The organism is Prevotella scopos JCM 17725 (genome assembly GCF_018127785.1).
Lineage (GTDB): Bacteria > Bacteroidota > Bacteroidia > Bacteroidales > Bacteroidaceae > Prevotella > Prevotella scopos.
On the sequence record NZ_CP072389.1, the window covers coordinates 448,894 to 469,676 of the forward strand.

Consider the following 20,783-nt stretch of genomic DNA (forward strand, 5'->3'; position numbering starts at 1 on the left):
TTCTACCATTATCCTTATTTCTTTTATTTGATAATTAAGTTAGAAGAAACTTATATTTAAAGAATTATACTCATGATGCTGTTCAATAAAATGAGTCTTGCAGACAAATATGATCATATTGTCAAGACGTTAAAACGTTTTCCTTTTACCTTTTGTTATATTATTATAGCAACAGTATATTTATGGATATTCAGCCATAAGCGACAGAACTTGGAGTCAGGAATAGAGTTTTTCATGATCTTTTGGCCTTTGTCGGGAACTGTTTTCTCTTATGTTGTTCACTTATATTCAGAGAATAAATCCAGAGGAAAAAGCTTGATAATAAATCTTTTATCAAATATTCTTTGGACGACTATCTGTGTTTTCTTCTCGCATAATTTTCCCTTGAATAATTCTTTTAAGGCATCTTGTGTTGCTTGTTGTGTTGCTATTGTATTGGCTCTTTGGGTTATTCCTTTTGTTGGGCAGAAAGATGATAGACCTGCAATCAATTTTGTCTTAGGTTTTGTTAAGCATATCTTTTTGTCTCTTATTGTATCATTAATTTTGTTTTTAGGTCTGGAGTTATTGATACAGTCATTTATTTTTCTGTTCGATTTTCATGTTGAGGAAACGCAAGTACTCTATCTCCTTATCTTCTGTTTCTTCTTCTTAGCACCTTCGTTAGTTGTGCTTCAAACCCCTTCAGGAGAAGATAAATATGCTGTTCGTAATTGGACGGAGAATAAGTTTATGAATGGTGTCATACATTTCTTGGTGATACCACTTCATTTGGTCTACCTTTTAACTTTGTATCTTTATGTTATTAAGATCGTTCTAACGTGGACGTTGCCTAATGGTTGGGTCAGTTGGTTGGTAACTGCACTGATGTTCCTGACAATTGTCATTGTCTATCTGCTTTATCCTGTCAATTTCCAAGCAGAGAAGAAACGCTTTGATCAGTTAGTTTTACGTTATCTTCCCATAGTCGTATTACCCTTATTGTTTTTGATGTCTATTGGTATTATCCGTCGTTTTAACGATTATGGAATATCTGTATTACGTATATATTTACTTGCCTTCAACCTTTGGTGTTATGCTGTTTGCATTGGGCTTTACGTGGTAAAGTCTAAGCGTTTGTCATGGATAGTAGGTTCGTTTACAGTTTTGATGCTGACACTCACGGTATTGCCTTATAATGTCTTTACTTTTACACGTAATAAGTTGCAAAGTGATATAAAGCAGATCGCTATGGAAAATGGCGTAACGAAGTTTCCAATGGATAGTGCTACGTATAAGAAACTATTAAATAAAATAGGAGAAGTTCAAGGTGAACAGCTTTCCGATAAACTTTACTATTTATCAAGCACATTTGATACGTTGGCTATAGATGAACTTGTTGATAGAAAGGGAGTCTTTATATATGAATTTTTATATAGGTCAGAGGTTAAAACAGAAAGTCACTTTGTAGATATTGATTGTAAACATTCAGATTCACTCTGTAGAATTCCTAAGGGATATACTTCTTATAGAATTGTAGGACATGATTATTCTTCAGAACGTTTTTCATTTGAAACAAAGAATAATACTATGTTTATAACGATGGACTATATACTGAATGATAAGAAAGTAGAGGATGTTATCTCTATTCCTATTAATACATTGGATGAGATGGATAAAGCAGACAATCCTCTTCCAATAACATTCTATGGTAAGAATATCTGCTTTTACATGACCAATCTTGAAGGTGATTTGAATGAGCATAGTGTAGATTTAAGAGGAATCTTGTTTAAGAAGTAATGTTCTATTTTAGAGAATATTTCTTCATGATTTCCTTTCTTTTCAGTATCTTTGCACACTGTAAAATATTAATAATTAAACAATTCAATAGAATATGAAAGCATTCGATTTCTCTGGGTGGGGCTTTCTGTTCGTTGGTATGGGTAAATTATAATGTTATTTATTTAAATTTTAATCCAAATCAATCATTAGAACCTAAATAGATTTTGTTTTTAGTTGCTGTCACTTTTAACATTTCTTGTAATATACACATTATAAGATGTTTATGTTATATGTTAGGCTGACAGTAGTGACAGCAACTTTCAAGCTCATGTCGTTCATTAGTGAATAAGACCGTCTAATCTGATCGACAAAAAAGATGTTAGGAAATAATATGGAAAGTAAGATAGATGAATGTTGTGTTCTAATGACCGATTTGTGTTTAAGTGTAAAGTTGCTATTATAAAAAGAATTATATCGTGATGCCAAATAATTTGTTTAGACCATTAGGTCACAAAGAGTTGTTAATACTAACGAAGTTGTTAGGTGAAAAATTAAATAAACTTCCATATAAATTTAATTTATTGGAAGAAGTTTGGGCAGATGAGAATGCTCATAGTCGGATATTGGTAAACCTGCTTCGGGATAAAACTACTTTACATTCTTTTATTAGTTTCTTAAAAAGGAGATATGATAGGAGATTCGATTTTGATGAAGAAAGTGTGGTTTCACCTCAGATTACATCTGAGAGGTATCGAATTGATGGTCTTATTTGTGAACATAATAAGTATGCTATTATTATAGAGAATAAGATACATGGAGCAAAAGAGCAATCAGAACAGTTAAGTAGGTATATCAAAAAGTGTATACGCCTTGGTTATTCGTTATTAAAGATTTATATTATTTACATTACGCGTACACAATATGAACATGCATCTGAACAGACTTGGGGAAATTTTAAAGGTCGTTTTTCTAAGCGATATGTTGATATTTCTTATAAAGAGGATATAATAGACTGGTTAGATGAATATTATCAAGAGATACCACGTAAGGAGGAAGACTTGGCTTCTGGTATTTACCAGTATAAAGCTTATTTAATACAATTGACAAACAATTATAAATACAAAAAGATGGATCCAAATATTAAGAATCTTATAACCTCAAGTTTGCAACTTGAAGATAAAAATGGAGAAGAACAGCTTCGCGCTTTGAAAGCTAATAAGAGTGCGATAGATAACTTGTCAGGTTATATAGATGCTTTAATGATAGAGGCATATAAAAAAATATTTGAAGAATGGAGTATTAAGTTGGGTGTGGAGTTTAATACTTTTGAATTGTTACACCATAGTAATGATGATAACTATCTCAAGACAGGAATAATATTGCCTTATAGTGAAAAGTACAAAATAGCAGTGCTTATAGAACAAAATCTTCAGAATAAGAATATATATTATGGCTTTGGTAGGCATCATATAAGTGATCAACTTATACCAGAAGTAAAGACTTTCTGTGAATCTTTATTGATGGAAAGAGAGTTAGAAGGCTGGATAACTAATGATAATATATGGTGGTATTGTTGGAAATATACAACAGTAGAGTCTGGTTATGCAGACTTAGTAGCTTTAATAAAGTTAGTACAAGATAAGATGAATACAAATTAATTATATTTATGAGAGGGGAGTGTGATGCAAACCAGATAGTGGGGTACGTCATCTGAACTGTGTCATTGGCTTCATTTCTTTAGGAGCATGAGTAATGCTGATGGGCAAACCGGAGCAGTCTTTCTCTTGGTAAAATCAGGCTGGGCTCGATGCCCAGCCTGATTTTTAATTTGCTGGTGGTATAAACCATCGCATCTTCTCTTGGTGTTGCAAAGATACGACAGTATTTTTGAACTGCCTAATTTCCGGATGCCTAACTTCATGAACCTATAATAATTGGAAGCGGTCGCCAAACTTTATAGCGAACTGTTGGGCTGTCTGGCCCCAGTTTCGCAATGGCTGAGTCCATTTCTTTTTGATGTTACGATAGGCAAGATATACGAGTTTGAAGAGAGCTTCGTCAGTTGGGAAAACTCCCTTTGTCTTTGTTACCTTACGTATCTGACGATGATAACCTTCTACAATGTTGGTAGTATACATGATACGTCTGATAGGTTCCGTATAGTCAAAATAGTGTGAGAGGTTATCCCACTTGTCACGCCACGACTTGATGACGATAGGATATTGCTTACCCCACTTTTTCTCCAAATTATCGAGTTCTATCTCTGCTTTCTCCTTAGTTTGTGCAGCATAAACCATCTTCAAATCCTTTAGGAACTCCTTCTGATTCTTGCTGGCGACATACTTCACTGAGTTACGGATTTGATGTACAATACATAGCTGTACATCCGTCTTAGGAAATACGCTCTGGATGGCATCTGGGAAGCCCGTAAGGCCATCTACACAAGCTATAAGAATGTCTTTGACACCTCTGTTTTGAAGGTCTGTAAGTACGCTGAGCCAGAAGTTAGCGCCCTCGCTATGAGATACATACATACCCAGAAGATCTTTATGTCCTTCCTTGTCAACACCAATGACATTATATATTGCACGAGATGTTGTAGCACCCGTGTCGTCATGTGCCTTGTAATGGATAGCATCCATCCAAACTATCGGATAGACTTCTTCCAAAGAGCGTGTGCGCCAGGCTTTTATCTCAGGCCAGACCTTGTCCGTAATGTTACTTATTGTCTCTTTGGATATCTTGGTACCATAGTTCTCTTCAAGGAACTTACTTATGTCAGACATGCTCTGACCTGTAGCATAAAGACTGATAATCTTATCGGACAAACCTTCTGCTAATATCGTCTGTCGTTTTTTGATAATCTCAGGGGTAAAACTCCCTTCTCTGTCACGTGGAGTATCTATTTCTACAGGACCATACTCTGTTTGAACCTCCTTGGACATCTTGCCGTTACGGCGATTAATCTTTGTGGATGTCTTAGTGTTATAAAGGTGAGAGTCCATCTCACACTCGAGAGCTGAATTGAGGAAATCTTCCAATACACGATGGAATGCACCATCCTTACCAAACAAAGGAGTACCTTGTTTGAACTGTTCTTTTGCCTGAGACAACATCTCGGCGTACTCGTCTTGTGTCATTTGCTAAATCTAAGTATGCTGATATAACAGCGGTTATATGAGTTTATTGTGTTAGCCGTTGACACAGTTGATATGACATCGTCAGATAGTGTTTTTTACTTAGTTTCTTTTCTATCTCCTTTCTTTTCTGTACCTTTGCACACTGTAGAATATTAATAATTAAACAATTCAATAGTATATGAAAGCATTTGTATTCCCTGGGCAGGGGTCTCAGTTCGTTGGTATGGGTAAGGACCTCTATGACAATAACCCATTAGCAAAGGAACTTTTCGATAAGGCTGACGAGATTCTTGGCTTCAAGATAACCGATATTATGTTTGCTGGTACTGACGAGCAGCTGAAAGAAACAAAGGTAACTCAGCCTGCAGTCTTCCTTCATAGTGTTATTTCTGCCCTTTGTTTAGGCGATGAGTTCAAGCCAGATATGGTTGCTGGTCACTCTTTGGGTGAGTTCTCAGCACTCGTTGCAGCTGGTGCATTAAGTTTCGAAGATGGTTTGAAACTCGTTTCTGCTCGTGCTAATGCTATGCAGAAGGCTTGTGAGCAGAATCCAGGTACTATGGCAGCAATCATCGGTTTGCCTGATGAGAAGGTTGAGGAAATCTGTGCATCAGTTTCAAAAGAAGGTAAGGTATGTGTTGCAGCTAACTTTAACTGCCCAGGTCAGTTGGTTATCTCTGGTTCAACAGAGGGTATCAATGAGGCTTGCGAGTTGATGAAGGAGGCTGGTGCTAAGCGTGCATTGCCATTGAAGGTAGGTGGTGCTTTCCACTCTCCATTGATGCAGCCAGCTAAGGATGAGTTGCAGGCAGCTATTGAGGCAACTACATTCAATGCACCAAAGTGCCCAGTTTATCAGAACGTAGATGCATTGCCACATACAGATCCAGCTGAAATTCAGAAGAATCTCATCGCTCAGCTTACATCAAGCGTACGTTGGACAAAGAGCGCACAGAATATGATTGCTGATGGTGCTACAGAGTTCGTTGAGTGCGGACCTGGTGCTGCTTTGCAGGGTATGATTGGCCGTATTGACAAGACTGTCAATGCACACGCTCTTTGATTCAAAATTATAATAAAATAGTTACCCCTCTTCCGTTCCCTTCCTTTTGAGAGTGGGGACGAAGGAGGGTTTTTCTTTTTTATTTTGTTTATGAAAACTAAATTAGTTATCTACCAGGTCTTCACTCGTACTTTTGGTAATAAAAATCTTACGAATAAAGAGTATGGTACTCTAAAAGAGAATGGAGTAGGGAAGATGAATGACTTCGATAAGGGTGTGTTGCGTCGCATTCACGACTATGGTGTCACTCATCTTTGGTTTACAGGAGTTATCCGTCATGCTACATGTACTGATTATTCATCCTTCGGTATTCCTACACAGAACCCTCGTGTTGTAAAGGGACGTGCTGGTTCGCCTTATGCTATTACCGATTATTATGATATCGACCCAGATATTGCGGTAGATGTTGATGCACGTATGGCAGAGTTTGACGCACTGGTAGCTCGCACACATGCTGAAGGAATGAAGGTAATTATCGACTTTGTACCTAATCATGTTGCTCGCCAATACAAGAGCATTGCTAAGCCAAAGGGTATTGAAGATATTGGAGAAGGTGATGATACAGGAAAGCACTTTGATGCGCAGAACAATTTCTATTACTGTCCGGGCGAAGAGCTTGATCTTTCTGGGGTTGTTGATAATGTCTATGCTCATGATGCTGAGGCTTATTATGAGTTCCCAGCAAAGTGTACTGGTAACGACCGTTTCGATTCTCACCCACAGCAGAACGATTGGTACGAGACTGTAAAGCTAAATTATGGTGTAGACTATTGTGATGCAGGCGGTAGAAGTTATCACTATCATCCTCTTCCTTCTACATGGAAGAAGATGACTGATATTCTTCTTTTCTGGGCAGCAAAGGGCGTTGATGGCTTCCGCTGTGACATGGCTGAGATGGTTCCACATGAGTTTTGGGCATACGCAACACAGCAGGTGAAGGAGCGTTATCCTGAGATGATATTCATTGGTGAGGTTTACGATCCTAATCAATATCGTATGTATGTTGAGTCAGGTTTCGACTATCTCTATGATAAGGTGGGAATGTACGACTGTGTTCGTGGTGTGATGTGCGACGAGTGTCCTGCTTCTTCTATTACGCATGAGTGGCAAAAGGTTGATGATATTCGCGACCACATGCTTTACTTCCTTGAAAATCATGATGAGCAGCGTATTGCTTTTGATTTCTTTGCAGGTAATCCTTGGAAGGGAGTTCCTGGTATGATTGTTTCTGCTCTGCTTCAACAGAATCCTGTTATGGTATATGCTGGTCAGGAGTTTGGTGAAAGAGGTATGGATAAAGAAGGGTTCTCTGGGCAGGATGGTCGTTCAACAATCTTTGATTATTGGACGGTTGATGCTATTTATAAAGGATTCTTCAATCGCAAAGCTTTGACAATCGATGAGAAGAAGTTATCACTTGTTTATCAAGAAATTCTCCGTTTCTGTAATCGTGAGAAAGCTATACGTGAGGGATTGACCTTTGATTTGATGTATGTCAACCCTCAGAGCCAGCAGTTTAATCCTCATAAGCAGTTTGCCTTCTTGCGTAAAGCGGATGATGAAGTGTTGTTGATAGTTGCTAACTTCGATGAGAGTTGCGTAAAAATCAACGTGACGATTCCTTCTCACGCTTTCGACTTACTTGGTATTCCAGAACAAAAGGTGGAGATGACCGACTTGCTTTCAGGCTTTACAAAAGAAGTAGCGTTGAAGCGTGATGGTCAAGTACCTTTGGATATCGAAGCGAACTATGGTAGAATTTATAAGTTTCACATAAAGAAGTAAACAGTGGACTACGTATTAAATGCACACAATAAAGAGGAATTCCCTCCTGCTCACACGGCAGAACATCTGCTAAATCAGGTGATGAAGCGTATGTTTGGGGCAGAACGTAGCAATAATGCTCATATTGAACGAAAGAAGAGTAAGATGACTTTTATCATCGACCATAAACCTGATCGGAAAGAAGAGAAGGCAATAGCGGATGAGATGAATCGTTTGATAGAGGATGATTTACCTGTAACTTTTGAGATGGTTGATCGTAATAGTATCCCTGAAGGTGTTGATGTAGGCAAACTTCCAAATGATGCATCGGATATGTTACGACTGGTTCGTATTGGCGACTTCGATGTTTGTCTGTGTATTGGTAAACACGTCCGTTCAACTGCACAGATTGGGCGTTTTGAGATGTTGGGCACAAACTGGGATGAAGAGAAGCATGCATTCCGAATTCGCTTTAAGGTTATTCCTGCATAGAGCGCATTTAAGAAAATAGTTTATATAAAGAAACATCCTCACTTAACTGATATAGATAAGTGAGGATTATTTTTAAAGTTATAATTTTCTTTGATTTTTTTTGAGTACAGATTGTCTTTTAGAATCTGATATTTATCATTTGTTTTTATTCTTCTAGATAACAGTGTAACTCAATCATAAAATTAAAATCTCATTATATGTTTTCAGCATGTCTGCGTTTGAGGAAATTCTTGTATGTTCGTTTTACTTTCGGCGCTAATATGATTAAGGCTATAAGGTTGGGGATAACAACAAGACCATTAAACGTATCAGCGAGTTCCCATACTAAGTTTGCTGTAAATATTGATCCCACGAAGATACAAATGATGACGAGCAATCGGTAGTACTTTATGCCGCCAGGGCCGAATAGATATTTCACATTCATTTCACCAAAGATATACCAACCCATGATTGTCGTGAAAGCGAAAAAGAACAAACTTATTGCAAGGAAGGTTAGTCCTGATTCACCAAATGCTATTCTAAATGCCTCTTGGGTGATAGCAACTGATTGTAGAGAACCATCCTTGTAGGCTCCTGTAACCATGATAACCAAAGCAGTTGACGTACAAATAAGCATGGTATCAACAAAAACTCCAGCCATACCAACAAAACCTTGTATTGATGGATCTTTCACATTTGCTAATGCGTGTGCATGTGGTGTAGAACCCATACCTGCCTCGTTAGAGAACAAACCACGAGCTACACCATAACGAATAGCGTTGCGCATTACTGTTCCTGCTGCTCCACCTGCCACTGACTTTAATGAGAAAGCATCTGTGAAGATAGATGAGATGACGTTACCAATCTGGTCAGAGAACATGAACAATATGATAATAGAACCAATAATGTAAATGAGTGCCATGAAGGGTACTACAAACTCTGCTATTTTTGTGATTCGTTTTTGTCCGCCAACAATTACAAAGGCTACCATTGCAGCAATCAACAAACCAACAATATAAGGGCTGATGTTACAAATAGAGGTGATACCTATTGTTATAGAGTTGGCCTGTACCATGTTACCAACAAGACTAAGAGCACAGATTAAGCAAACTGAGAAGAAGCATGCTAATATCTTACTTCTTAAGCCATGATGGATGTAGTAAGCTGGACCACCAACAACTTCTCCGTCTTTAATCTTTCTATACATCTGTGCTAAAACTGCCTCAGAGAAAATGGTACTCATACCTAAAAGAGCTGACAGCCACATCCAGAAGATTGCACCCATTCCTCCCATGGCGATAGCTGTAGCGACACCGCCAATGTTTCCAGTACCTACTTGTGCAGCTACGGCAGTTGCAAGTGCCTGGAAGGAGTTGATATTGTTATCTTGTTTTTCTTCTTTTTTCTTAAAAATAGGTCCAAAGGCATACTTAAAGGCTAAAGCCAAATGTTTAATTTGTGGGAATCCTAGGTAAACAGTGTAAAAAAGACCTAGACCAAGAAGGGCATACATTAGAAAATCGTTCCATAGAATGCCATTAAATGCTTTCACATAATCTAATAGACTCATAGGGGTATAGTTTTAATTTAGGAATGCGCAAATATAGAATTTATTGTAATATGTTCCAAGTGATTTGCGATTTTTTTTGTTAAAGAATGACATTTTATGATAGTTGCTTATTTTCTCTTGGTTATATTGTTACTTTTAATACTTATATCAGGGTTATTGTTAATGTTTAGTTTTATAGATAGATATTTTAAAGGATTATGTCGGTTGCTAGAGTTCAGAAGATAATGAAATACATTGTGTCCGTCGATGAAAAGTACTTGTTTAGTTTAGCCTAAGCGTTTCATACACATTGTTTTATAAACAAAATAGAAGCATTTTACCTATATGAGATGGTATAGAGACAAAATATTAAGCTATGTAAGAGATAGTAGAGGAATACTATATCCTTTTTGTTCTAAATATTAACACTTACAGCCAATTAACTTTGTGTAAATCTAACGCAGCCAATGGGATAGAGTGGGTTATGGTATTAACTTACGCAATGTTTGAGAATGTTCATCATCGTTCGCTGTTGTGTTGATACTTGGCATGTTTTGTGCGGAGGCTTAGCACAATTGGTGCGGAGGCTTAGCACAATTGGTGCGGATGCTTAGCACCAGTTGTGCAGAAGGTTATGTTCACTATGATATATAGTGTAATGGATGGTTTGGGATGTGTTGTGAGATAGTCATTGTGAAACTAAGGTAATGGAGGAGGTGTAGTTTTTGTGGTCTGATCAGTGAGGAACTATGCAAACCAAAGAATTTTTAGATTCTTCTACGAGGGCCTAAGGTAGATATATGAACCTTTTTACGGCTCAAACTCCTTTATATTTATGGTCAAATCCGTCATCTTGTATTCAGCAAAACAAGTAAACTTAAGATTTCGTCAAGAGTCTGCCTGTATCCCATAGGAGTCGTTTTGCCCAACGTAGAACAACTAATGCGCTGATAACAGCTACGGCAGAATCAATCCAAGTGATATGCCAAAACATTGCACAGAGTATTCCGATGATGGCTCCAATCTCCGTCAAAGCATCTGAAAGAACATGAAGGTAGGCAGCATGGCTATTATAATCTGCCGTGCCATGATGACCGTGAAGAACGGAAACACTTATCGTGTTGGCCAACAGGCCTATCCCTGCTGTGAGTAATGCAAGCTCATAGTTGAATATTTCTTCATGAGTTGAGAATCGTTCAACAGCTTCAACAATAATAAAGATTGCTGTGAGAACCAAAAAGATTCCGCTTGTAAAAGCTGCCAAGTTTAGAACCTTTTCAGTATCATAATGAGTTGCACGCTTATTTTGCAAAGAACGTACTAGTACATATGCAGCCCAGTTAAGTCCAATAACTAACACATGCGATCCCATGTGAACTCCATCAGCGAAAAGTGCCATAGAGTGAGAAGATAATCCTACGATAATCTCGGCAAGCATTACGCAGAAGGCGAAGACAACCACAAAGGCTGTACGTTTCTCTTGTGAAGAACGGTCTATATTGTTTGACATTGTTTTCTTTTGTTCCTGTTTGATGACTACAATCTGTCTTAAATAAAAATCTTGAATCAAGCGTTCTTGATAACTCCGAAATGAATGAAGGCATTGCGTATTCCATCATCATCTACACTCGTTGTTACATAATCAGCTACGGTCTTTACTCCTTCAAAAGCATTTCCCATTGCTACACCAATGCCCGCTGTTTGAAGAATTGATATATCGTTTCCACCATCTCCGAATGCAATACATTCATCTAATCCGATTCCCAGATGCTTAGCTAGCTGACGTAATGCTGTACCTTTATCTGCACCTTGTACGGTGATATCGGTAAAACTTGGATGCCATCGTGCTGAAATACAATGCGGCATTGAAGGGCATATCTCCTCCTCTGCTGCCACACTAAAAAATGGTGTAAGCTGAAGGACGGGTTGGCTAAGTAATGGTTCTACTAGTTTGTTAATATCGATATTGTTAACGCCCAAGTCATGAACGAAGATTTCATCAAAGATCGGTTTGTGGTTATGGAGTGCAACGTCGTCTTTCCCACAAACTAAAACGGCATAATCGCGACGGCTGGCATCTTCAATCATTGCTTGTACTTCATTTTCAGGGATAGGCATCAAAGTGATGTCTTCATCGTTAATAAAGGTGCGAGCACCATTAAAGGTGATATACCCATCAATGAGATGACGGATGGCATCTATATTATTGATTATAGCTACAGGACGTCCCGTGGAGATGAATATCTTCACTCCTCGTTCTTTTATTTGTTCAATAGTCTTTATTGTAGATGCAGGAATTTTGTGAGTCTGAAATGAGACTAAGGTTCCATCTATATCAAAGAATGCAGCTTTAATTGCCATAATGAATCTCTTTTTGTGTACAAAGGTACAAAATTATCTTGTAATGTTGTTAAATTATGGTTGTCCAGTCAGTCTAAATAAATAAAATACTACTCTGTAGGGTTCGTTACTTATTTTTATTGTATCTTTGCACTCATGAGTAAAGGTAAGTTACAGAAATTTGCAGAGATGGAGACGTTTAAAAACGTCTTTCAGTATCCTTATAGTGTCGTAAGCACCGTTCCTTTTGAGATGAGGGGGTATTGGCATGAACAATATTTCCATAATGATAACCCTATTGTGCTGGAGTTGGGTTGTGGTAAGGGTGAATATACTGTTGGACTTGCGCGTGTTTACCCAGATATCAATTTTATTGGTGTTGACATCAAAGGTGCTCGCATCTATACGGGTGCAAAGCAAGCCTTAGAAGAAGGATTAGAAAATGTTGCTTTTTTGCGTACTAGTATAGAGATTATTGACCGCTTCTTCAGTGAGAATGAGGTGCAAGAGATATGGCTAACCTTCTCTGATCCACAGATGAAGAATGCACACAAGCGGTTGACTTCTACATTCTTTATGAATCGTTACCGCCATTTTTTGATAGATGGGGGTATTGTACATCTTAAAACAGATTCTAATTTCCTTTTTACATACACTACTTATATGGTGAATGTGAACAAGCTACCTGTACTCTTCCGTACGGAAGACCTTTATGGTAACGAGTTAGGAGAGGGTAGTGGTTCCGAGACGCTGATGGATGAGAAGACACGTGAGATTCTGGGTATTCATACTTATTATGAAAATCAATGGATTGAGCGTGGATTGAATATTAAATACATGAAGTTTCTGTTACCTAGAGAGGGTGGATTGATAGAACCAGATATTGAAATTGAACTTGATGACTATCGCTCTTTTAAGCGTACAAAACGTAGTGGGTTGACAACGAGTAAGTAGGACGAAAAGCTAAAGCATAGAAAAAGACACTAACTTCTATTTCGTTGAAAGATATAGAAATTAGTGTCTTTAATTTTTTTGTGACTTCTAAATATTCTTATAACGTATGACCATCAAGATAATCTTGAAGGGTAGCCTTGTAACTATCTGATATTGGGAGGATAGCATCACCGATGACAATACGGAAACGGTCAATTCCATCAATCTTCTTCATGTGTACGATGTAAGAGCGATGCGTACGCATAAATTCAGGTTTTGGAAGTGATTCCTCTATCTTCTTCATATTCATTAAACTCATGATAGGCTTATGATCGTTAGCAAGATAGATCTTAACATAGTCCTTTAATCCTTCGATATAAAGAATATCATCAAACATGATTTTCACCAGTTTGTATTCACTCTTTACAAAGATAAAACGATCGTTAGATGTGTTCTCTAGCTGACGTGTACTTTGAAACCAATCTAAAGCTCTGTTCGCACTAGCTAAAAAATCATCGTAGCTGATAGGCTTCATAAGGTAGTCAATAGCATTTGCCTTGTAGCCATCAATAGCATACTGACTGAATGCGGTTGTGAAAATAATCTTAGTTTCCTTAGGTAGAATCCTAGCAAACTCGAGTCCGCTCAGTTCTGGCATCTGAATATCTAAGAATATGAGGTCAACCCTATTCTCACGGATGGCTTTTACGCCTTCGACAGCACTATTAAAAACACCGATTAGATTCAGGAAAAGTGTTTTTTTAGCATAACTTGCAAGCAAGTCCGCTGCTAAAGGTTCGTCGTCAATGATTATACAGTTTAGTGTCATAAATGATTATTTTTGTTGAATATATGTTTTTGTTACTATCAAATCCTTTTTCCCATTTGTATTTACCAGGATAAGCGAGTTCTAGACGGCGTTCTACTTGTTTGAGACCGATGCCATGTCCGTTCCTTTCTGTCTCTCCCTTAGGATAATTACTGTTCTCAATGGAGAAGATGATTCTCTCATTGTTAGCTTCTAACTTTATGTGAATAAAGTTCTTTTGCTCCGGACTAATGCCATGTTTGAATGCATTTTCCAGCAAGGAGATGAATATCATAGGAGCAACATGTATATTGCAATTATCTGGGATATCACATTCGCGCTTGATTTCCACATTCTCAGGAATGCGTATCATCATCAACTCTACATAATTGTGCAGGAATTCTACCTCCTCTTTTAGACATACATATGGCTGCTGATTGTCATAAAGAATATGGCGTAACATCTTTGAAAGGTCTATAATTGCTTTTTGCGCCTTTTCCGTATCAAATGCAGTGAGCGCATAGATGTTATTCATCGTGTTCAGAAGGAAGTGTGGATTTACCTGTTGACGTAAGTTGACTAGCTCAGCTTTTGTCATGGCTGTTTCTGCCTCACGTCTTTCTTTCTCTGCCTTTGCCCATCGCTGTGCCATAAGAATAGATGTTGCAACACCAGCACATAGACTAAGATTAAAGATGTTTCGGATGATGAAAAATACGTGTGGGTAAACTTCTTCTTCCTTAATAGATACTTGATAAGGATAAGTTATCAGGCTTTGCTCACCCGATGTGTAGTATAACCATTCGTGTTGCAAAACTGATAAGAAAACAATGAGTATGGTGTTAATAACCCAAAACTCCTTCTTACTGCCCTTCAATAACATTGGTGCAAGTACAAAGTAGTTTATATATGCAACCGCCATCATTGAAAGTGGTACGATATAAAAAGACAAATCGTTCTGCCATGTTGTATGTCCATGGGGAGCATACAAAATGGGAATGAGGAAAAGCGGAATCCAGATGACTATCTGGTTCCAAAATGTTTTGGATATGTCTGTTTGTTTCCTCATTAATTACTTTTGTTTGTCTATATAACGTATATCTGCAAACAAAGGTAATAAAACTTTTTGTAAAATAAAATGTATTGACTGATTATGTGGTTTTTTTTTACATTATCCAATAATAATCTATATACAAAAGCGGGTTAATTAACTTATTTTTCATAAAAGCATAACCCTAAATGACACTGAAAAGGCATTTTACCTTGTTTTTAATGCCGTTTAGGGTAATTTGTTTTGATGACAATAAATATTTACAAAACCTATTGCGTAAGACTATTTAATCGGGCAATGTATTTGCCTAGTATATCAAACTCAAGATTTACAATAGTACCAACATTAATGTCAGCAAAATTGGTATTCTCTCGTGTGTAAGGAATAATTGCTACTTTAAAGCTATTATCTGTTGGTTCGCACACGGTTAGAGATACGCCGTTGATAGTAACTGAACCTTTGTCAACGGTAAAGTAACCACGTTGCGCCATCTCACGATTGTTTGGATACTCAAATGTGAAATAGGTACTTCCATCAGCATCCTCCATGTTGACACACTTTGCTGTTTGGTCAACATGACCTTGTACGATGTGTCCATCTAGTCTGCCGTTCATAATCATTGAACGTTCAACATTCACACGATCACCAACTTTGAGTAAACCTAAGTTTGAACGTTCAAGGGTTTCTTTCATAGCTGTGACGGTATAGCTGTCTTCTTGGAAACGAACTACTGTTAGGCATACGCCATTGTGTGCAATACTCTGATCAATCTTTAATTCCTTTGTGAATGAACAACGAAATGTGAAATGAATATTTTCCTGTTCGTGTTCAATCCCTATAAGGGTTGCCATCTCTTCTACAATTCCTGAGAACATTGCTAATCTCCTTTTATTATCCTCTTTTAAGAAAGTCTGGAGGTCTGTATAAGCGTGGATAGGTAATCTTTATAACTTCACAGGCTTCTTATTGGAGGTTAAGTTTTACATATTATCTATATACTTGAATAATTGAAAAAGGTGGGGTACCAGTTTGGAACCCCACCTCAATCCCTCTTCTTTTAAGAAATGGGAAATAGAAAAGTCGTATCGACGATGTGATGAAAAGTCCGAGTATCAATGATAAGAGAGCTCCTCGTCTTTGTAATCCACTGACCTTGCGGCTTAGTCGCTAAAGTGCGATTTATGTGGCCCGCCATTAACAAAAGAAGTCATCTCGGGTTTTCTAATTTATTTGATGACTATCCCGATCGAATCGATACGACTAAATCTGTATCCTTTCTGTATGCAAAGTTAGTATAAAGATTTTTATCTCCCAAATATTTTATACTTAAAAGTTAGTGCTGTATTGAAAACACAGCCTATAGCAATTTGTCTGTATAATCTACTTATAGGGTTTAATAAACTTCTTTTACTCTTCTTGTTTAACGGTTAAAGCTTGTCCATATTGTAGTGCTCAAGAGCATCGTTGGTGCTGAAAATAACTACCTTATGACTTCTTGAGAACGTAATATACTACTTATCGTTAGTCAGAAGTTTTACTAATTCACATATATTCAGGCTCAAGTACTCCTCCTTTATAGGAGTGCATCTTGGAGAATTTCACTCAATGTTGGATGAATGTGAATGATATCACGTATTTTATAAAGCTTTGCATCACAGTTCATCAAATCTGCTACTTCTTGAATTAAATCGGCAGAATGCGCACCATAGCAGTGTGCACCAAGTAAAGAACCATCTTCAGCTATCAAAACCTTTATCATTCCTTCTGTCTCTTCCATGCTTAAGGCCTTACCATTAGAGCGATAGAATCCTTTTCGTGTAGTGTACTTAATACCTTCGGCTTTGCATAAGTCTTCTGTCTTACCCACGCATGCTGCTTCAGGATACGTAAAGATAGCAGATGGCATGATGTCAAGACGAATGTTATCTTGCTTTCCAAGGATATGATTGATTGCATGGAAGCCTTGGAACGTTGCAGCATGAGCTAACATCTGACGTGCATTGACATCACCGATAGCATAAACACCCTTAACGTTGGTTTCCATGTTGTCATTGACAACAATACCCTTTGGATTTGTTTCTACATCTGTTTTATCAAGACCGATATTATCATAGTTAGCTTGTCTTCCTGTAGCTATTAATACAAGGTCAGTTTCAACTTTTTCTTCTTTGCCTTTTTTGTCGAAAACAACTATAGTAGCTGCTTGCTCACCTTCTAAAGGTGATATGACTTGTTTAACAGCACTCTGCATATAGAAAGTAACACCTCTTTTTTCTAGTGTCTTTCTTAAGCGTTTAGCGATATCACTATCAATAGGTGGCAGACATTCCTTCATAAACTCAATAACTGTCACTTCGCAACCGAAAGCAGAGAAAGCAGAAGCAAACTCCATTCCGATAACTCCTGCACCAATGATTGTGAGTCGTTGAGGAACCTTAGAGATAGAAAGAAGTTCAGTAGATGTGACAATATTTGGTTCTGTGTCAGGCTGATTTAGGAAGTCTTCTTCACTCATGAATGGAGGCATCTTCGAGCGGGAACCTGTTGCGATAATGATATTGTCTGCCTCTATCTGTTCACCATTTACTTCGACTACATGATTAGAAACAAAGTGTGCATCACCATTAATGAATTCTATGCCTGGCTGACTAAGTAGCGAACTTACGCCCTCTCTGAGTTGACTGATGACTCCTTCCTTTCTCTCCATAACCTTTGTAAAGTCGAGTGGGGGAGTTGTGTCATAGAGAGTGGAAGCCGTAAGCCGTAGTTCTGCGTCATGCGCAAGGCACTTGGTTGGGATACAACCTGCATTTAGACAGGTTCCACCTGGTTTTGCCTTTTCAACAATGACTACATCCAAACCATTTTGGGCAGCATAGGAAGCGGTTCGGTAACCACCAGGTCCCGAACCGATTATTAATAGATTTGTTTTTTTCATATTCTAGCTCTGTTATAGAGTTACAATGTTCTTTCTACAGAATTGTTATGCATTCTCCTGCGTGTCATTGACAAGTTGTCGATAAGTAAGGATTGGATGCTTCGCAGCCAGAACATCATCTACACGACCAATCGGTGTGTTATATGGTGCACCCTTAACAAGATCAGGATTTTCGATAGCTTCTTTTGCAATGATATGCATCACCTCAATGAATCCATCAATGGTATCCTTACTTTCTGTTTCTGTTGGCTCAATCATCATAGCCTCATGGAACAAGAGTGGGAAGTAAATTGTTGGAGCATGGTAGCCATAATCGAGTAATCGCTTAGCTACATCCATCGTTGTCACTCCTGTACTCTTATCCTTTAAACCATCAAATACAAACTCATGCTTGCAAAGCGTGTCAATAGGTAGTTCATACGCATCTTTCAGACATTCTTTGATGTAATTAGCATTCAATGTAGCAAAAGGTCCAACCTCCTTGATGTGCTTCTTACCAAGTGTGAGGATATAAGTATAAGCTCTTAGGATTACGAGGAAGTTACCAAGATATCCACTAATACGTATATTTGAACTAGAGAATTCTTCTGTACAATCAGGATTGTCAACAACAAATCCATCCTTTGCCTTTCTTACATGAGGTTTTGGTAAGAATGGAATCAGTTTTTCACAAACACCAACAGGACCTGCACCAGGACCGCCACCACCATGAGGTGTAGAGAATGTCTTGTGAAGATTGAGGTGAATGACGTCAAAGCCCATGTCTCCTGGGCGAGCTGCACCTAACAGAGGGTTAAGGTTGGCACCATCATAATATAACAGACCACCACAACTATGTATCAGTTTTGCAATCTCTGGTATGTCTTTTTCGAAAAGTCCCAATGTGTTAGGGTTTGTCATCATCATACCAGCAATGTCGTCACCCAATAATGGTTTCAAGTCGTTGACATCAACGAGACCGTCAGCTGTACTCTTTACTTCCACGATCTCCAAACCACATACAGCAGCTGATGCAGGGTTTGTACCATGCGCAGAATCAGGTACGATAATCTTTGTACGCTTTGTGTCACCACGCTGTTGATGATATGATGAGATAATCATCAATCCAGTAAGTTCACCATGTGCACCAGCATAAGGATTGAGGGTTACTTCTGACATACCCGTGATAGACGCAAGTGCGCGTTGAATATTGTATTCAACTTCCAATGCTCCTTGAACAGTGTCAATTGGCTGTTGAGGGTGAAGCGCTGTAAATGCAGGCATTGACGCAATCTCTTCATTGATAACAGGGTTGTACTTCATTGTACATGAGCCCAATGGATAGAATCCGTTATCAACACCAAAGTTATTTTCACTATGGTTGGTATAATGACGTACAACCGTCAATTCATCGCATTCAGGTAACTCTGCATCTTTCTCACGCTTACAAGTGTCGGGAAGAGGATGATGTCCAAAAGGGTTTTCTGGCAGACTGTAAGCACGTCTTCCTGGATGAGATAATTCAAATATCAGATTGCCATATAGTTTATTGTTCATTGTTGTTTAGATTTAGAAAGACTTTGTGTGACTATAATAATCCGACGAGTGTATCAATCTCCTCTTTTGTGCGTTTCTCTGTAACGGCGATAAGGAGTTTGTCATCATCAACCTTGATACCTGGAAGAATACCCTTCTTGATGGCCTTATCGAAGAAGGCATCGCGGTCTTCTAATTGAACAAGGAATTCATTAAAGAAAGGTTGGTTATATACAAGTTTAACTTTACCTGTGGCAACCAGTTGCTCGCAAAGATAATGTGCACCATCATAACCAATCTGAGCAGCTTCTTTTATACCTTCCTTTCCCATTATGCTCATATAGATTGTAGCATAAAGTGCCATCAAGCTTTGATTAGAACAGATGTTTGATGTTGCTTTCTGACGACGAATATGCTGTTCGCGTGCTTGAAGTGTTAATGCAAATACACGTTGTCCACGACTGTCAACCGTCTTACCTACGATACGTCCCGGGAGTTTACGTATTAGTTTTTCAGTAGAACACATATATCCAGCGTATGGTCCACCAAATGCCATCGGTAATCCGAGACTCTGAATATCACCTACAGTAATATCAGCCCCCCATTCTCCTGGTGTCTTTAGCAATGCGAGGTCAGCAGCTACACTGTTAATAATAAACATTGCTTTTTCGTTATGACAAATATCAGCAAAACCTGTGAAGTCTTCGATAATGCCATAGCAGTTAGGTTGTTGTACGATAACACCTGCTACGCCACCTGCTTTCATTAAGTTCTGTAAGTCACTATGTGATGTTACACCATCAACAGCCTTAATTGCTTTTAGTTTGATACCATGGAAGTGTGCGTAAGTCTTTAATACGCCAATGATATTTTTACACAAAGTCTCAGAATATAAGACGGTATCTGCCTTCTTTGCATTATCAAATGCTACCATCATTGCTTCAGCAGTAGCAGTTGCACCTTCATACATAGAAGCATTGGCAATGTCCATACCTGTAAGTTCAGCCATCATACTTTGGAACTCAAAGATATAATGGAGTGTACCCTGAGAAATCTCTGCTTGATAAGGTGTATAGGATGTCAGAAACTCTGAACGACTGAGAAGATTTGGGATAACGCTTGGTGCATAGTGGTCATAAACTCCGCCACCAGCAAAGCATGTTAACGTACAATTCTTTTTACCAAGTTTATCAAAGAATGCGCATATTTCCAATTCGCTCATAGTTTCAGGAATCTCGTAATCTCCCTTAAAACGGATGCTTTCAGGAACTTCTGTATAAAGATCGTCAAGGTTCTTTATACCAATACGTTCAAGCATCTGTTGGATATCCTCATTTGTGTGAGGCAAAAACTTATGAATCATTTGTTTAGGATAGTTTAGGTTAGTAGTAGATTGATATATTCACAAACAAGCGTTTATAAATGATGATAGGCTTTTATCATCACCTAT

Annotated in this window: 14 protein-coding genes and 1 pseudogene; 5 read left to right on the forward strand and 10 right to left on the reverse strand. The window is 38.1% G+C overall.

Going from position 1 to position 20,783, the window contains the following annotated elements; translation table 11 throughout:
- The first annotated feature begins 72 nt into the window (after positions 1 to 72).
- Positions 73 to 1,779: a DUF4153 domain-containing protein gene (locus tag J4856_RS01655; RefSeq protein ID WP_065368024.1), complete on the forward strand. Its 1,707-nt coding sequence runs from the start codon at positions 73 to 75 to the stop codon at positions 1,777 to 1,779.
- Positions 1,780 to 2,240: 461 nt separating this feature from the next.
- Positions 2,241 to 3,419 (forward strand): PD-(D/E)XK nuclease family protein, encoded by a 1,179-nt coding sequence (locus tag J4856_RS01660; protein ID WP_065368025.1) that lies wholly within the window; start codon positions 2,241 to 2,243, stop codon positions 3,417 to 3,419.
- Between the two features lie 267 nt (positions 3,420 to 3,686).
- Here the strand turns inward: J4856_RS01660 and J4856_RS01665 are convergent, their stop codons facing one another.
- Positions 3,687 to 4,877, reverse strand: coding sequence for an IS256 family transposase (locus tag J4856_RS01665; protein ID WP_428842427.1), 1,191 nt, complete (start codon positions 4,875 to 4,877; stop codon positions 3,687 to 3,689).
- A 202-nt stretch (positions 4,878 to 5,079) separates the two neighbouring features.
- Here J4856_RS01665 and fabD point away from each other — a divergent pair, with 202 nt between their 5' ends.
- Both fabD and J4856_RS01675 read left to right on the forward strand, forming a co-directional pair.
- Complete coding sequence (gene fabD, locus J4856_RS01670) at positions 5,080 to 5,964, forward strand: ACP S-malonyltransferase (RefSeq protein ID WP_025839812.1); 885 nt, start codon at positions 5,080 to 5,082, stop codon at positions 5,962 to 5,964.
- A 90-nt stretch (positions 5,965 to 6,054) separates the two neighbouring features.
- Positions 6,055 to 8,220 (forward strand): annotated as a pseudogene (locus tag J4856_RS01675) (alpha-amylase family glycosyl hydrolase).
- Between the two features lie 193 nt (positions 8,221 to 8,413).
- Here J4856_RS01675 and J4856_RS01685 read toward each other — a convergent pair.
- From J4856_RS01685 to J4856_RS01695, 3 genes are all read right to left on the reverse strand, one after another.
- A complete protein-coding gene (locus J4856_RS01685) occupies positions 8,414 to 9,769 on the reverse strand; it encodes an alanine/glycine:cation symporter family protein (protein WP_025839815.1) in 1,356 nt (451 codons plus the stop codon).
- Between the two features lie 856 nt (positions 9,770 to 10,625).
- Positions 10,626 to 11,258 (reverse strand): cation diffusion facilitator family transporter, encoded by a 633-nt coding sequence (locus tag J4856_RS01690; protein ID WP_025839816.1) that lies wholly within the window; start codon positions 11,256 to 11,258, stop codon positions 10,626 to 10,628.
- Positions 11,259 to 11,314: 56 nt separating this feature from the next.
- Positions 11,315 to 12,109 (reverse strand): Cof-type HAD-IIB family hydrolase, encoded by a 795-nt coding sequence (locus tag J4856_RS01695; protein WP_025839817.1) that lies wholly within the window; start codon positions 12,107 to 12,109, stop codon positions 11,315 to 11,317.
- A 135-nt stretch (positions 12,110 to 12,244) separates the two neighbouring features.
- Here J4856_RS01695 and trmB point away from each other — a divergent pair, with 135 nt between their 5' ends.
- On the forward strand, positions 12,245 to 13,042 hold the full coding sequence (gene trmB / locus J4856_RS01700) for a tRNA (guanosine(46)-N7)-methyltransferase TrmB (protein ID WP_025839818.1): 798 nt from the start codon (positions 12,245 to 12,247) through the stop codon (positions 13,040 to 13,042).
- A gap of 97 nt (positions 13,043 to 13,139) precedes the next feature.
- On the opposite strand, the gene J4856_RS01705 is transcribed toward trmB, so the two are convergent.
- From J4856_RS01705 to gcvPA, 6 genes are all read right to left on the reverse strand, one after another.
- Entirely contained in the window at positions 13,140 to 13,850 is a 711-nt protein-coding gene (locus tag J4856_RS01705) for a LytR/AlgR family response regulator transcription factor (protein WP_025839819.1), read from the reverse strand.
- A complete protein-coding gene (locus tag J4856_RS01710) occupies positions 13,825 to 14,898 on the reverse strand; it encodes a sensor histidine kinase (protein ID WP_025839820.1) in 1,074 nt (357 codons plus the stop codon). The genes J4856_RS01705 and J4856_RS01710 overlap by 26 nt, the downstream gene beginning before the upstream one ends.
- Positions 14,899 to 15,149: 251 nt before the next feature.
- Entirely contained in the window at positions 15,150 to 15,755 is a 606-nt protein-coding gene (locus tag J4856_RS01715; protein WP_025839821.1) for a riboflavin synthase, read from the reverse strand.
- 698 nt (positions 15,756 to 16,453) lie between these two features.
- Positions 16,454 to 17,818 carry a dihydrolipoyl dehydrogenase gene (lpdA, locus tag J4856_RS01720; protein ID WP_025839822.1) on the reverse strand — a complete coding sequence of 455 codons (1,365 nt, stop codon included), beginning with the start codon at positions 17,816 to 17,818 and terminating at the stop codon, positions 16,454 to 16,456.
- A 45-nt stretch (positions 17,819 to 17,863) separates the two neighbouring features.
- Positions 17,864 to 19,354: an aminomethyl-transferring glycine dehydrogenase subunit GcvPB gene (gene gcvPB / locus J4856_RS01725; RefSeq protein WP_025839823.1), complete on the reverse strand. Its 1,491-nt coding sequence runs from the start codon at positions 19,352 to 19,354 to the stop codon at positions 17,864 to 17,866.
- Between the two features lie 31 nt (positions 19,355 to 19,385).
- Complete coding sequence (gcvPA, locus tag J4856_RS01730; protein ID WP_025839824.1) at positions 19,386 to 20,696, reverse strand: aminomethyl-transferring glycine dehydrogenase subunit GcvPA; 1,311 nt, start codon at positions 20,694 to 20,696, stop codon at positions 19,386 to 19,388.
- Positions 20,697 to 20,783 lie beyond the last annotated feature (87 nt).